18 protein-coding genes are annotated in these 13,786 nt (G+C 67.7%); 12 read left to right on the top strand and 6 right to left on the bottom strand.

Features of this window, described 5'->3' with window-relative positions; translation table 11 throughout:
* Positions 1-141 precede the first annotated feature (141 nt).
* Positions 142-762 carry a glutathione S-transferase family protein gene (locus tag AC13GF_RS00255; RefSeq protein WP_483002665.1) on the bottom strand — a complete coding sequence of 207 codons (621 nt, stop codon included), beginning with the start codon at positions 760-762 and terminating at the stop codon, positions 142-144.
* A gap of 80 nt (positions 763-842) precedes the next feature.
* Between AC13GF_RS00255 and AC13GF_RS00250 the strand changes: the two genes are divergently transcribed.
* The 7 genes from AC13GF_RS00250 (at position 843) to AC13GF_RS00220 (ending at position 6,916) form a co-directional block, all read left to right on the top strand.
* Positions 843-1,811, top strand: coding sequence for a helix-turn-helix transcriptional regulator (locus AC13GF_RS00250; protein ID WP_483002663.1), 969 nt, complete (start codon positions 843-845; stop codon positions 1,809-1,811).
* Positions 1,812-1,857: 46 nt separating this feature from the next.
* On the top strand, positions 1,858-2,787 hold the full coding sequence (locus AC13GF_RS00245) for a lytic transglycosylase domain-containing protein (protein WP_483002662.1): 930 nt from the start codon (positions 1,858-1,860) through the stop codon (positions 2,785-2,787).
* A 200-nt stretch (positions 2,788-2,987) separates the two neighbouring features.
* Positions 2,988-3,608 (top strand): ubiquinol-cytochrome c reductase iron-sulfur subunit, encoded by a 621-nt coding sequence (petA, locus tag AC13GF_RS00240; protein ID WP_010486121.1) that lies wholly within the window; start codon positions 2,988-2,990, stop codon positions 3,606-3,608.
* The gene (locus AC13GF_RS00235; protein ID WP_053442777.1) at positions 3,608-4,867 is read left to right on the top strand and encodes a cytochrome b; all 1,260 of its coding nucleotides are present in this window, start codon (positions 3,608-3,610) and stop codon (positions 4,865-4,867) included. Before petA ends, AC13GF_RS00235 begins: the two co-directional genes overlap by 1 nt.
* Complete coding sequence (locus AC13GF_RS00230; RefSeq protein WP_483002661.1) at positions 4,860-5,609, top strand: cytochrome c1; 750 nt, start codon at positions 4,860-4,862, stop codon at positions 5,607-5,609. Before AC13GF_RS00235 ends, AC13GF_RS00230 begins: the two co-directional genes overlap by 8 nt.
* Before the next feature lie 134 nt (positions 5,610-5,743).
* The gene (locus AC13GF_RS00225) at positions 5,744-6,379 is read left to right on the top strand and encodes a glutathione S-transferase N-terminal domain-containing protein (RefSeq protein ID WP_032128879.1); all 636 of its coding nucleotides are present in this window, start codon (positions 5,744-5,746) and stop codon (positions 6,377-6,379) included.
* A gap of 84 nt (positions 6,380-6,463) precedes the next feature.
* Positions 6,464-6,916, top strand: coding sequence for a ClpXP protease specificity-enhancing factor (locus AC13GF_RS00220; RefSeq protein WP_126929004.1), 453 nt, complete (start codon positions 6,464-6,466; stop codon positions 6,914-6,916).
* 110 nt (positions 6,917-7,026) lie between these two features.
* Here AC13GF_RS00220 and AC13GF_RS00215 read toward each other — a convergent pair whose 3' ends face one another.
* The 4 genes from AC13GF_RS00215 to AC13GF_RS00200 all read right to left on the bottom strand — a co-directional run bounded on the left by AC13GF_RS00215 (position 7,027) and on the right by AC13GF_RS00200 (position 9,686).
* Complete coding sequence (locus AC13GF_RS00215; protein ID WP_005408844.1) at positions 7,027-7,377, bottom strand: DUF3301 domain-containing protein; 351 nt, start codon at positions 7,375-7,377, stop codon at positions 7,027-7,029.
* A gap of 68 nt (positions 7,378-7,445) precedes the next feature.
* Positions 7,446-8,447, bottom strand: a complete 1,002-nt coding sequence (locus AC13GF_RS00210) for a DUF2272 domain-containing protein (RefSeq protein ID WP_483002659.1) — start codon at positions 8,445-8,447, stop codon at positions 7,446-7,448.
* 121 nt (positions 8,448-8,568) lie between these two features.
* Entirely contained in the window at positions 8,569-9,420 is an 852-nt protein-coding gene (nadC, locus tag AC13GF_RS00205; RefSeq protein ID WP_483002657.1) for a carboxylating nicotinate-nucleotide diphosphorylase, read from the bottom strand.
* Positions 9,417-9,686, bottom strand: coding sequence for a Trm112 family protein (locus tag AC13GF_RS00200; protein ID WP_005408847.1), 270 nt, complete (start codon positions 9,684-9,686; stop codon positions 9,417-9,419). The genes nadC and AC13GF_RS00200 overlap by 4 nt, the downstream gene beginning before the upstream one ends.
* A gap of 58 nt (positions 9,687-9,744) precedes the next feature.
* Here AC13GF_RS00200 and purE point away from each other — a divergent pair, with 58 nt between their 5' ends.
* The 3 genes from purE to AC13GF_RS00185 all read left to right on the top strand — a co-directional run bounded on the left by purE (position 9,745) and on the right by AC13GF_RS00185 (position 11,847).
* Complete coding sequence (gene purE, locus AC13GF_RS00195; RefSeq protein WP_005412808.1) at positions 9,745-10,248, top strand: 5-(carboxyamino)imidazole ribonucleotide mutase; 504 nt, start codon at positions 9,745-9,747, stop codon at positions 10,246-10,248.
* Positions 10,245-11,402, top strand: coding sequence for a 5-(carboxyamino)imidazole ribonucleotide synthase (locus AC13GF_RS00190; RefSeq protein WP_483002655.1), 1,158 nt, complete (start codon positions 10,245-10,247; stop codon positions 11,400-11,402). Before purE ends, AC13GF_RS00190 begins: the two co-directional genes overlap by 4 nt.
* A 103-nt stretch (positions 11,403-11,505) precedes the next feature.
* On the top strand, positions 11,506-11,847 hold the full coding sequence (locus AC13GF_RS00185) for a carboxymuconolactone decarboxylase family protein (RefSeq protein WP_483002654.1): 342 nt from the start codon (positions 11,506-11,508) through the stop codon (positions 11,845-11,847).
* Positions 11,848-11,960: 113 nt separating this feature from the next.
* Here the strand turns inward: AC13GF_RS00185 and AC13GF_RS00180 are convergent, their stop codons facing one another.
* Positions 11,961-12,539 carry a superoxide dismutase gene (locus AC13GF_RS00180; RefSeq protein WP_483002653.1) on the bottom strand — a complete coding sequence of 193 codons (579 nt, stop codon included), beginning with the start codon at positions 12,537-12,539 and terminating at the stop codon, positions 11,961-11,963.
* A gap of 120 nt (positions 12,540-12,659) precedes the next feature.
* Here AC13GF_RS00180 and grxD point away from each other — a divergent pair, with 120 nt between their 5' ends.
* Both grxD and AC13GF_RS00170 read left to right on the top strand, forming a co-directional pair.
* Positions 12,660-12,980, top strand: coding sequence for a Grx4 family monothiol glutaredoxin (grxD, locus tag AC13GF_RS00175; protein ID WP_005408852.1), 321 nt, complete (start codon positions 12,660-12,662; stop codon positions 12,978-12,980).
* Positions 12,977-13,753: an SDR family NAD(P)-dependent oxidoreductase gene (locus AC13GF_RS00170; protein ID WP_483002652.1), complete on the top strand. Its 777-nt coding sequence runs from the start codon at positions 12,977-12,979 to the stop codon at positions 13,751-13,753. The genes grxD and AC13GF_RS00170 overlap by 4 nt, the downstream gene beginning before the upstream one ends.
* The last annotated feature ends 33 nt before the right edge of the window (positions 13,754-13,786 follow it).

Here is a 13,786-nt window from a genome sequence, read left to right as displayed (position 1 = left end):
CAATTCTACCCGCATCCCGGCGCGGGCGCCGGCCCAGTAGAGCCAGGCCAAGCCTGGCTGCATTCATCCACGCATGGCATGGATCTACTGGAATTCCGGGTCCGCCCCCTGGTAACGCCGGGCCGCGCCCGGCGGCACGCCTCAGGCCGCCACCAGCTCCGCATCGATCTGTCGCGAACGCTCGAACGCGGTCATCGCGCCGATCCTTGCGACATAGTCCTTGGTGGCCGGGGCCAGCTGCAGCAGGCCGAAATCGCTGGTCCAGCCCAGCGCATTGCCCCACAGCACATCGGCGGCGCTCATCGTCTCGCCGAGCAGGTAAGGCCCATGTGCCAGCTGGGCCTCGATCACCTGCAGTACGGTCTCGGCGTCGTTGTACGGCGACATCAGGCGCGGCGGCGGCTCGCGATGCATCGCCTTGTCGATCATCGCCGGCTCGAAGCAGGCGCCATAGAAGGCCATCCAGCGCAGGTAGGGGCCGCGCAGGGCGTCGCCGATCGGCGGCGCCAGCCCGGCTTCCGGGTACAGGTCGGCCAGGTACAGGTAGATCGCCACCTGTTCGGTTACCAGCGCGCCGTTGTGGACGATGGCCGGCACCTTGCCCATCGGGTTGATGGCCAGATAGGCCGGGGCGAGGTTGGCGCCGGCCTTCAGGTCCAGCACCTGCATGCGGTAGTCGGCACCCAGCGCTTCGAGCAGGGCCACGGCGCCGCTCGAGCGGGAGCGGGCGGCGTGGTACAGGGTGATCTGGCGTGAATTCATGGCATTGCTCCTTGCGGTGGGTGGTGAACTGGAGGCCATCCTGAGGCACTATTGAGGACGACTTCTGTCCTCGATCCTTCATGCGCCATACCGCCCATCGACTGCTGCGCCTGATCGCCCTGCTGCAGGCCCGCCGCCAGTGGTCCGGGGCCGAACTCGCCGAGCGCATGGGCGTGGACCGGCGCAGCATCCGCCGCGATATCGAGCGACTGCGTGAACTGGGCTATCCGGTACAGGCCTCGTCAGGGGTCGGCGGCGGCTACCAGCTGGGGGCTGGGGCACCGGTACTGCCGATGCTGCTGGACGAGGAGGAGGCAACCACCCTGGCCATCGCCCTGCGTGCGGCCTCGGCCACAGTGGCCGGCATCGACGACACCGCGCGTGGCCTGCTGTCCAAGCTCGATCCGCTGGTGCCGACCCGTCGCCGCCAGCAGGCGGGCGAGGTGCATGCGGCGACGGCCACCCTGTCCGATCTTCCGTCCACCGATGCACGCCTGCTCGGGCGGCTGGCCCAGCACTGCCGGCAGGCCTCGCGGCTGGCCTTTGAATACCGCAGTGCACAGGATGCGGTGACCCAGCGCGAGGTCGAGGCCCAGCACCTGGTCAATTACGGGCGGCGCTGGTATCTGCTGGCCTGGGACCTGGGCCGGCAGGACTGGCGCACCCTGCGCGTGGACCGGATGGGCGCGGTACGTGAGTGCTCCGAGCCGGGCATGCACCGGCGCACCCCGGCGCCGCCGGATGTGATGGTGCGGCAGGCGGTCAGCCAGGCCCCGTTCGCGCTGCAGGCCATCATCCGCCTGGCCGGCAGCCGCGCCGAGTTGGAAGGTCGCATTCCGCCCTGGTGCGGGGTGCTGGAGGCGGACGGTACCGAGCACTGCCTGCTGCGCATGGGGGCCGAGAGCCGGGGCATGATGCTGGCGCAGATCCTCAGCCTGGACCGCGTGCCGGTGGCGCTGTGGACCACGCCGCCGGGCCTGCGCGACGAACTGGCCCAGCGCCTGGCCGGGCTGGGCCAGGTGCTGGCTGTGCCGCCGGTCACAGGCTGAGCCACATCGCTTGGCAAGCCCCGGCGAAGCTGGGACACTCGCCGCCATGAAGGGGATACTGGGGACAACGGCGATCATCATCGCTGCGCTGACCGCTGCGCCGGCCAGCGCCGGAACCCTGTACAAGTGCCAGGGCCCTGATGGCGTCACCAGTTATGTGAGCAAGCGGGTGGCGGGTGCGCGCTGCAGCACCATCAGCTACAGCCGCGACACCCGTCCGGCGCCGCGTCCGGTGGTGGCCGCGCCCAGGCCGGCGCCGACCACGGTGGCCAGCATCGAACGCAACCCGGTTGCCGTTGCCGCCAGTGTCGCGACGCCGGCAACGGTCGCGCCGGCACCTGCTGCAGCCGCGCCTGCAGCTGCTCCGGCACAGCCGGTCGCCTCGCGCGCCGGGCGCGTGGTCAGCGGCCAGGTCTATTCCTTCATGAAGGATGGCGTGCGCCACTACACCAGTGCGCGCCCGACCCAGGTCGCCAACCTCGGCCCGGTCCGGACCATCCGCTACAGTTTCATGGAGCGCTGCTACGCGTGCGGGGTCAATCCACGCGTGGACTTCGGCACCGTGCGCCTGAACACCTCGGCCTTCCAGACCGAGATCACCTCGGCCGCGCGCGAGTTCGGCGTGGAAGAGGCGGTGGTGCGGGCCATCATCCATGCCGAGTCGGCCTACAACCCGACCGCGCTCAGCCGCGCGGGTGCGCAGGGCCTGATGCAGCTGATGCCGCCAACCGCCGCGCGCTTCGGCGTCAGTGATTCCTACGATGCCGGGCAGAACATCCGCGGCGGCGTACAGTATCTTGCCTGGTTGTTGAAGCGCTTCAATGGCGACCTGACCCTTGCCGCAGCCGGCTACAACGCTGGCGAAGGCGCGGTCGACCGCCACGGTGGCGTACCGCCCTACAGCGAAACCCAGTACTACGTGCGTCGGGTCGGGCAGCTGGCCGAGCGTTACCGCACCGCATTGACGCACCAGTAGTGCCGGCCGCTGGCCGGCAATCCCTGGGCAATGGCCGGTACTGACCGGCCGCTGGCCGGCAACCCCGCAATCAATGTTGTTGCAATGCGTTGTGTGGCGCGCGACGGTTCCGCTACACTCGACCGTGATTCAATGCGGCTCTGGCCCCCACCGGATCCGCTGGCAGCCTTAAAGCTACCTAATCAATATCGGAGTGCCGGATGGCCAACGATGGGGTACACGATCCAGTCAACACCGGACGTCGGCGTTTTCTTTCTGCCACCACAGCCGTGGTGGGCGCCGTCGGCGTCGGATTCACCGCAGTTCCTTTCATCAAATCCTGGAACCCCAGTGCCCGCGCCAAGCTTGCCGGCGCACCGGTGGTGGCCGACATCAGCGCCCTGCAGGAAGGCCAACGCCTGATCGTGGAATGGCGTGGCCAGCCGATCTGGATCGTCAAACGGTCCAAGGCGATCCTCGATGCGCTGCACGGGCTGGACGGCCGTCTCAAGGACCCCGAGTCCGGCGAGAAGGACCAGCAGCCGGAGTACGTGCTGAAGCAGAACCCCGAGCTGCGCTCGATCAAGCCGGATATTTCCGTGCTGGTCGGCCTGTGCACGCACCTGGGCTGCTCGCCGGAAATGGTGGCCGAGATCCGGCCTGAGCCCTACGACCCGCAGTGGAAGGGCGGCTACTTCTGCCCCTGCCACAAGTCGCGCTTCGACATGTCCGGCCGCGTCTTCAAGGACGTGCCGGCGCCGATCAACCTGAAGGTGCCCGCGCACCACTACCAGGACGACAACACCATCATCATCGGTGTCGATCCGCAGGGGGCTGCCTGATGGCCAATATCCTCAGCCGTACCGCCAGCGGCGTGGCCGACTGGGTCAATGCGCGCGCGCCCGGCCTGATGCCGGTGTACCGCAAGCACGTCAGCGAGTATTACGCGCCGAAGAACTTCAACATCTGGTACTACTTTGGTTCGCTGGCGCTGCTGGTACTGGTCAACCAGATCGTCACCGGCATCTTCCTGACGATGCACTACAAGACCAACGCCGCCGAGGCGTTCGGCTCCATCGAATACATCATGCGTGATGTGGAGTGGGGCTGGCTGATCCGCTACATGCACTCCACCGGTGCCTCGCTGTTCTTCATCGTGGTCTATCTGCACATGTTCCGCGGCCTGCTGTACGGCAGCTACCAGAAGCCGCGCGAGCTGGTGTGGATCCTGGGCATGCTGATCTACCTGGTGCTGATGGCCGAAGCGTTCATGGGCTACGTGCTGCCGTGGGGGCAGATGTCGTTCTGGGGCGCCAAGGTGATCATCTCGCTGTTCGGTGCCATACCGGTCATCGGCAACGGCCTGACCGAGTGGATCATGGGCGACTACCTGCCCAGTGACGCTACGCTCAACCGCTTCTTCGCGCTGCACGTCATCGCACTGCCGCTGGTGCTGCTGTTGCTGGTGGTGCTGCACCTGGGTGCACTGCACGAAGTGGGGTCGAACAACCCGGACGGCGTGGAGATCAAGAAGGGGCCGAAGGGCAACCGCTGGTCGCCGAACGCACCGGCCGACGGCATTCCGTTCCATCCGTACTACACGCTCAAGGATGGTGTCGGCGCCGGCTTCCTGCTGATCATCGCCGCCTTCATCATCTTCTTCGCACCTGCATTCGGTGGCCTGTTCCTGGAGCACGACAACTTCACCGAGGCCAATCGCCTGGTGACCCCCGAGCACATCAAGCCGGTCTGGTACTACACGCCGTACTACGCGATGTTGCGCGTGGTGCCGAACAAGCTGGGCGGCGTGCTGGTGATGTTCTCGGCCATCGCCATCCTGTTCCTGGTGCCGTGGCTGGACCGTGCGCGGGTGAAGTCCTACCGCTACCGCGGCCTGCTCTCGAAGGTGCTGCTGGGGGTGTTCGCGGTGTGCTTCGTCTGGCTGGGCGTGATCGGCTCCGGCCCCGGCACCGACGCGCACGAGACCTATGTCGGGCGGGTGCTGACCTTCCTGTACTTCGCGTTCTTCATCACCATGCCGCTATGGACAAGGTTGGACAGGACCAAACCGGTACCGGAGAGGGTGACCACCCATGACTGAACGCTGGATGGTCCGGCTGGCCCTGATGGCCACCCTGATGCTGGGCAGTTTCCTGGCCTCCGCCGCCGAAGGCGGCACCAAGCTGCTGCAGGCCGGCAACGACCTCGGTGACCGCGCATCGCTGCAGCGCGGCGCGCAGCTGTACATGAACTACTGCTCCGGCTGCCATGCGCTGAAGTACCTGCGCTATTCGCGGATGGCGCAGGACCTGGGCCTGACCGAGGAAGAGGTGATGAACAACCTCAACTTCACCGGCTCGGCGATCGGCGACCCGATCCCGGTGGCGATGCCCAAGGAGAATGCCGAGAAGTGGTTCGGCAAGATGCCGCCGGACCTCAGCCTGATCTCGCGCGTGCGGGGCAGTGACTGGGTCTACACCTACCTCAAGTCGTTCTACCTGGACAGCAGCCGGCCGCTGGGCTGGAACAACGCGCTGTTCGCCAACGCGTCCATGCCCAACCCGCTGTGGGAAATGCAGGGCCTGCAGCATGCCGTGCATGGCAAGCCGGAGGCGCCGGGCATGGATCCGCCGGTGACCGGCCTGCGCCTGGAAACGCCAGGCAACGTCGATGCCGGACAGTACGACCAGGCAGTGCGGGACATCACCAACTTCCTTGAATATGCCGGCGAACCGGCCGCGCTCAAGCGCCAGCAGCTGGGCGTGTGGGTGATCCTGTTCCTGGCCCTGCTGACCTTCCTGCTGTATCTGTTGAAGAAGGAATACTGGAAGGACGTTCACTGAATCTGCCGCCGACCATCGCACGGGCCTATTGGCTTTTGTGATGGTCGGTTGCACACTCGGGGAGGAGTCGATCGCTGGCACGGTGCCGGCGGCGCCGATGCGGCAGGCGGTCTCCTGTCGTGGGAGAGCCTTTGATGGCGGCGAGCGTACGCATGCGCAATACACTGACGCTGTTTTCCTCGAACGACGATGTGCTGTGCCACCGTGTACGCCTGGTCCTGGCGGCCAAGGGTGTGACCTTCGACTTCGTTCCGGTCGATCCACAGAACCCGCCTGAAGACCTGATCGACCTCAATCCGTACCACTCGGTGCCGACCCTGGTCGAACGCGAACTGGTGCTTTACGCCGCGTCGGTGGTCAGCGAATACCTGGACGAGCGCTACCCGCATCCGCCGCTGATGCCGGTCGATCCGCTGTCGCGTGCGCGCATCCGCCTGGCCATGCTGCGCATCGAGCACGACTGGGTGCCGCAGGTGCAGGCCATCCAGCTGGGCAACAAGACCCAGGCCGAGGCCGGCCGCAAGCGCCTGAAGGAACTGCTGACCGCCTCGCTGCCGCTGTTCAAGGCCAGCAAGTTCTTCCTCAACCCGGAAATGAGCCTGGCCGACTGCGCGATGGCGCCGATCATCTGGCGCCTGCAGTCGCTGGATGTGCCGCTGCCGAAGGACGGCAAGGCGATTGAAGACTACGGCAACCGCATCTTCCGCCATCCGGGTTTTGTCCGCAGCCTGACCGACCAGGAAAAGAAACTGCGCGATCTGCCGGGCTGATCCAGCCTTGCTTTACCCGTCTGCACGCCGACCGGCGTGCAGGCGATCCGCCCCGGCAGGGCGCCGGGCGCGTACACTTCACGCATGACCGAAGACTTCTTCCACATGACCAGCCACCGCCCGTACCTGCTGCGGGCGCTGGTGGAATGGATCAACGACAACCAGCTGACCCCGCATATCCTGGTCGACGCCGGCGTCCCCGGCGTGCAGGTGCCGCCTTCGGCGGTCAAGGATGGCCGGGTTGTGCTCAACATCGCCGAACGTGCTGTCGTGCGGCTGATGATCGACAACGAGATGGTGAGCTTCTCGGCGCGCTTCTCCGGTACCAGCTACCCGGTGCAGGTGCCGATCAGCGCCGTGCTGGCCGTCTACGCCCGCGAGACCGGGCAGGGCATGGCATTGCCGGATGACATTCCGGGCAACGAAACCGCGCCGGCCAGCGACGAGCTGCTGCACGAGGAAGGCACGCCGCCGGACGATACGCCGCCGGCCAGCCCGCCGCCGAAGGGGCGCCCGAACCTGCGCGTGGTCAAGTAATGTTTCCGACGCCGCCCCGATGGGCGGCGTTTTCCTTTACAGGATTTACCGGTGGGTGCCGATGCAGGATTTACCGGTAGGTGCCGACCGTTGGTCGGCACTCAAAGCCCCTACACATCCTCGGCATCGTCCACATCCGCGCGGATCTGGCTGATCCGCGCCGCGCCCGGGCCAGTGAATGAGATCAGCTGGTCGCCGCGCAGCACCATGCGGCCCACGTGGCGATCAATGCCATCGTAGGAGTACTCGAACTTGAAGGTGCGCTCGAAACCGAGCCGGCCATCCTCGCCGCGCGACAGGCGCAGGCCGGTGGCGTGCACTGCCTGGTCCAGCCACTGCACATCGGCGGCGCGGCAGGCGTTGCGGCCCAGCTCAACGGCGCGTTCGGCGGCCGAACGTGCGGCATTCCAGAAGAAATAGATGATTCCGCCGGCAATCAGCAACAGCAGCAGGGTGGGCATGGCGTCAGCCGTCAGAGGTCGATCCCGCAAAGATGGCGGCGAACGCGCGCTGGATCAAGCGCCTGGCATCAGCGCGTTGGTTGTGGGCCAGTTGAGACCGGTTGAGGCGGTATGACAACCGGTTGCGGCGCAGGCAGGGGCTGCATTGGTGTCGCAGTGGGCGACGGCATCACCAGCGGTGCCGTGGCGGTCAACTGCAGCAGCGCCGCCCAGTCCTGGCGGTTGAAGCTGCATTCGTCCTCGCGGCCCGGCGTGCAGCTGGGGTCGATGCCGGTGCTGTTGCGTTCGCGCGCGGGCGGCAGCTTGATCAGTCCGGTGCGGTCCAGCTGCAGCAACCGCATCGCCACGGTGTTCATCACGTTGCCACCGACCAGGTACAGGGTCTGGTCGCCGCCAAGATTGGCCGCTACCACCACTTCGCAATGTGATTTCCAGTGGCCCACCGAGCCATTGCCCAGTGCCTGCACCAGCCCGCTGTAGCTGAGCGTGGTGCTGCGGTCGCGCAGGAAGCACAGCAGATCGCCTGGTGCGGGTTTGGCCGTGGCCGGATCGACCAGCCGGTACGGTACGCCCGAGGGGCCGCCCTGGTACGCGGCACGGATGTAGTCGATGTGGCGTGGCGACGTGTTGAAGCCGGGAACGCCGGACTGCACCATCACCCAGGAAATGAAGGCGGCTGACCACGGGTTGTCGACCAGGAAGGCGCGGCAGTCGCTGTCGGTGTAGCGCGTACCCAGCGGCGCCAGACAGCTGCTGGCGCCGGCGATGCTGCCCATTGCGTTGAGCGTGCCGCTGTTGCGCCAGTAGCCGGCCACGCGCTGCCAGGCGATCAGGCCGTTGTCGGCCAGGTGATCGCTTTCGGCTTCGGTGACGCTGAGGCTGGCGGCGCGGCCATCGCGGTCGATGAAGGGCCGGTACCAGAGCCGGTGCTCATTGCAGGCGGTGTTGCGGATGGCGACCGCCAACGGACTCAGGCCGAAGCGGGGCGGTACATCGCAGGCTTCGGCCGCCGCTGCGGACAACGGCGCCGCGGCCAGCAGCAGGCAGGCAGGCAAGAGCATCCGGCGCATGCGCGGCTCCTGTGGGGGATGACCGCAGCGTCGCAGCGCTGTCGTGAACGCCGGGTGTGAGAACCGGGTCAGATCCCTTTTCCCATGGAAAAGGAGAATGGGATCGGACCCCGGCCAGGCCTCAACCCGGGGGCGGGCCCAGCTTCAGCGACAGATCGATGGCCTGCACGTGCTTGGTCAGGCCGCCAATGGAGATGCAGTCGACGCCGTCCTCGGCGATCGAACGCAGGCCGCCCAGGCCCACGCTGCCGGACACTTCCAGCGGAATGCGCCCCGCCGTGATGCGCACCGCCTCGCGGCGCAGGTCGGGGCTGAAGTCATCCAGCAGGATGCGTTCGCAACCGGCTTCCAGCGCCTGGCGCAGCTGCGCCAGGTCTTCCACCTCGACCACCAGCGGCAGCGCGGGCCATTGCCGGCGCGCGGCAGCAACTGCTGCCGCCAGCGAACCGGCGGCGCGGATGTGGTTTTCCTTCAGCATCACCGTGTCGTACAGGCCGAAGCGGTGGTTCTCGCCGCCGCCACAGCGCACCGCGTACTTCTGCGCCAGGCGCAGGCCGGGCAGGGTCTTGCGGGTATCGAGAATGCGCGTGCCGGTGCCGGCCACCGCCGCCACGTAACGCGCGGTGGTCGTGGCGGTGCCGGACAGTGTCTGCAGGAAGTTCAGCGAGGTGCGTTCGGCGCTGACCAGGCTGCGGCTGCGCCCGTGCAGCAGCGCCAGTACGGTACCGGCGGTGACCGCGTCGCCATCGGAAACCTGCCATTCGATGCGCACGTCCGGGTCGAGTGCGCGGTGGGTGGCGTCGAACCACGGGCGGCCGGCAATCACCCCGTCCTGCTTGCACAGCAGGTAGGCGCTGTCGGCCTGGTCGGGCAACAGGGCGGCGGTGACGTCACCGCTGCCCAGGTCCTCGGCCAGCGCACGCGCGACATCGGCGGCGACAACGGCCGCATCCGGCGTCGGCAGCGCGCTCATGCGGCCGGGAAGTCGGCGATCTGGGCGGTCGGGATGGCTTCCTCGGCCAGCAGCACCGGGATGCCGTCGTCAACGCGGAACACCTGCTTGCGGTCGCGGGTGACCAGCGCTTCGCGCAGCGGCTGCGCCAGCGGGTTGCCATCGGCCTTGTTCACCGCGCCGGCGGAAATGGCCTTGTTGAGGGCTTCCAGGCCCTTGCCATCCAGCAGGGACAGGGGCTGGCGGGTGTCCGGCGACACCAGCAGGTCGAGCAGCTTGCGATCCATGGTTCTTCGTCTTGCGTGGAAGATGGCTAGAATACGTCTTTAAGGCAGGTGACGGCCAATGACCCCCAACCCGATCGCGCCGCTTGTCGGCATCGTCATGGGTTCCCGTTCCGACTGGGAAACCATGCAGCACGCCGCCCAGAAGCTTGAAGCCCTGGGTGTTCCGTTCGAAGTGAAGGTGGTGTCCGCGCATCGGACGCCGGATGTGTTGTTCAGTTACGCCGAGCAGGCGGGCCCGCGTGGCCTGCGCGCGATCATCGCCGGTGCCGGCGGGGCCGCGCACCTGCCGGGCATGATCGCCGCCAAGACCGCCGTACCGGTGCTGGGCGTGCCGGTGCAGTCCAAGGCCCTCAACGGCATGGATTCGCTGCTGTCGATCGTGCAGATGCCGGCCGGCATTCCGGTTGCCACCTTCGCCATCGGCAATGCCGGCGCCTCCAACGCCGCGCTGTTCGCCGCCGCGATGCTGGCCAGTGACCAGCCGGCGATCGGCCAGGCGCTCGACGCTTTCCGTGCGCGCCAGACCGAAGACGTGATGGCCCACGACGACCCGCGCCAATGAGCCTGACCGTCGGCATCCTGGGCGGCGGCCAGCTCGCCCGCATGATGGTTCTGGCCGGTGCGCCGCTGGGATTGCGCTTCGAACTGTACGACCCGGCAGCTGACGCCTGCAGCGGCCCGCTGGCGCCGCTCACCGTCGGTGCCTTCGATGACCGCCAGGCGCTGGCGGATTTCGCCGCCAAGGTCGACGTGGTCACCTTCGATTTCGAGAACGTGCCGGCCGACAGCGCGCAGTTCCTGGCCGACCGCGTGCCGGTCTATCCGCCGCCGGCTGCGCTGGCGGTGGCCCAGGACCGGTTGAGCGAGAAGACCCTGTTCCAGCAGCTGGGCATTCCGCTGCCGGCCTTTGCCGACATCTGCAGCCGTGACGAGTTGGCCGCGAAGGCCGCCGAGTTCGGCCTGCCGTGCATCCTCAAGACCCGCCGCCTCGGCTACGACGGCAAGGGCCAGTTCCGCCTGCGCAGCGAAGCCGACATCGACGCTGCATGGGACGCGCTGGGCGCACAGGTCGAGCGCACCGGGCTGATCCTGGAAGGCTTCGTTGCTTTCCAGCGCGAGGTCAGTGTGGTCGCTGTGCGTGGCCGCGATGGCAGCTTCGAGGCCTGGCCGGTCACTGGCAACTGGCATGTCGACGGCGTGCTGTCGGCCAGCGTGGCCCCGGCCGTGCTGTCCGACGCCGAGCAGCAGGCGGCGATCGGCTATGCCCGCCGCGTCGCCGAGCACCTGCAGTACGTCGGTGTGTTCGCGCTGGAGCTGTTCTGCCGCGATGGTGAGCTGTTGGCCAACGAGATGGCGCCGCGGGTGCACAACTCCGGCCACTGGACCATCGAAGGCAGCGAAACCTCGCAGTTCGAGAACCACCTGCGTGCCGTGCTGGGCCTGCCGCTGGGCAGCACCCGCATGCTCGGCCATGCCTGCATGCTGAACTGGCTGGGCGCGATGCCCGACCCGGCACCGGTGCTGGGCCAAGCCAGCGGTCACTGGCACGACTATGGCAAGGAGTCGCGCGAAGGCCGCAAGGTCGGCCACGCCACGCTGCGCGACGATGATGCCGCTGCACTGGCCGATGCGCTGGACCAGGTTGGCCTGGAGCTGGACCGCCAGGCCCAGGTGGCGCCGGCGGTACACGCGCTGCGCAATCGCTGGGCCCGGTAGTGCCGGCCGCTGGCCGGCAGTGCAACGCTATGACGCGCCGGTGCAGGCATCGGCGCAACATTCCCGGTGGTAGCGTGGAGCTCCTTTTACAGGAGTCACGACCATGCTCGACTGGAATGCCTACCGCAAGGAACTGAAGGGCCGCATCGGCGAGATCGGCAAGCTCTCGCCGGATACGGTGAAGGGCTACGCCACGCTGGCCAACGCCGGCGCCCAGACCAACCACCTGGATGCCAAGACCCGCGAACTGATCGCGTTGGCGGTGGCGGTGACCACCCGTTGCGACGGCTGCATCACCGTACATGTGGACGCGGCGCTGAAGCACGGCGCCAGCCGCGAGGAAATCGCCGAGGCGCTGGGCGTGGCGGTGTCGCTCAATGCCGGTGCGGCACTGGTGTATTCGGCGCGGGTGATGGACGCGGTGGCCGCGCACGGGAACGCGTGAAGCTCTGTCCTGTTTCCCGGTAGTACCGGCCGCTGGCCGGCAGATTCGCCATCTCTGTACACCGATGGGGATGCCGGCCAGCGGCCGGCACTACCCCGGGGGGAGCCGCTGCCTCAGCGCAGCTGGCTCTCGGCGAATTCCCAGTTGACTATCTGCCAGAACGCGTCCAGATAGCGCGCGCGATCATTCTGGTAGTCGGTGTAGTAAGCGTGCTCCCAGACGTCGCAGCACAGCAGCGGGGTGCTTTCACCGGTCAATGGCGTGCCTGCATTGCGGGTGGCCTGCAGGCCCAGCTGCCCGCCCGGATGCTGCACCAGCCAGACCCAGCCGGAGCCGAACAGGCCCAGCGCGGTGCGGTTGAATTCCTCGCGCAGGCGCTGCACGTCGCCGAACTGGCGCTTGACCAGTTCGCCCAGCCGCCCCTGCGGCTCACCGCCGCCGCGCGGGCGCAGGCACTGCCAGTAGAAGCCATGGTTCCAGGCCTGGGCGGCGGCATCGAACAGCGTGCCCTGGGCGTGGCGGACGATCTCCTCCAGCGACGCTTCCTCCCACTCGGTGCCGAGGATGCCGGCGTTGACGGCATCCACATAGGCGCGATGGTGGCGGCCGTGATGCAGTTCCACGGTCTGTGCGGACAGGTGCGGCTGCAGGGAGCCGGGAAGGTAGGGCAGGGCAGGCAATTCGACAGGCATGGACAGGTTCGTGGCCAGGGGGCGGCGGCAGCCGGTTCCATCCGCTTACAATGGCGGCTACCGTGGGCAGTCTAGCCGACCATCACGGTCGGTTTGTCCGGCGAAGCAAGGAGTGTGGTTGTGGCGGTAATGCAGCAAATCCAGGCCGAGGTCGATCGTTACCCGCTCGTGCTGTTCATGAAGGGCACCCCGCAATACCCGATGTGCGGCTTCTCCAGTCGCGCCGTACAGGCGTTGATGGCGGCCGGCGCGGTCACCCTGCGCACCGTCAACGTGCTGGAAGAGCCCGAGATCCGCGCCAACCTGCCGCGCTTTTCCAACCTGCCGACCTTCCCGCAGCTGTTCATCAACGGTGAGTTGATTGGCGGCTGTGACATCGTGCTGGAGCTGTTCGAAGCCGGCGAGCTCAAGCGCATCGTCGAAGAGGCGACCCAGGGATGAGTGCCTGGCCATCGACGTCACCGACCGACGGGGCGCTCGATGGCCGCCCGTTGCAGGATCGCGTGGTGCTGGTCGCCGGCGCCGGTGGTGGGCTGGGCAGTGCTGCGGCAGTGGCTGCTGCAGCCGCTGGGGCCACCGTGGTCCTGCTGGGCCGCAAGCCGCGGCGCCTGGACCGGGTCTACGCCCAGGTCCAGGCGGTCGGCCCGGAGCCCCTGCTGTATCCGCTGGACCTGGAAGGCGCGGGACCCGACGACTATGCCGAACTGGCCCAGGCCCTGCAGCGCGAGCTCGGGCGGCTGGACGGCCTGCTGGTCTGTGCCGCTCACTTCCCGGGCCTGACCCCGTTCGAACTGGCCGACCCGGCCAGTTTCGCCCGCGCGGTGCACGTCACCCTGACTGCGCCGGCCTGGTTGGCCCAGGCCTGCCTGCCGCTGCTGCGGCAGCGTGAAGATGCGGCGCTGGTGTTTGCGGTCGATGCCCCTGAACGGGTCGGCCAGGCCTACTGGGGCGGTTACGGTGTGGCCCAGCATGGCCTGCGTGGCCTGATCGCCAGCCTGCACGACGAACTCGGCCGCAGCCCGGTACGGGTCAGTGGCCTGTACCCCGGTCCGCTGCGCACGGCCCTGCGGGCCCGGGCCTATTCCGTAGACCAGGACCCGGCCGCCCAAGGCCCGGAGGCCGCCGCCGCTGCGGCCGTGACCCTTTTGTCCGGTGCTGGCGCCGCCTGGCGCGGCCAGATTCTCGATGCTAGCGAGGCATCCCCCGCCGAGTGAGTGCCGGGGAAAGACGGAGTGAAGAACCCGTCA

Source organism: Stenotrophomonas sp. 22LJNL06-5-1 (assembly GCF_056861455.1).
The sequence above is the reverse complement of the archived record's forward strand: the minus strand, read 5'-3'. Positions and strand labels throughout refer to the sequence as shown.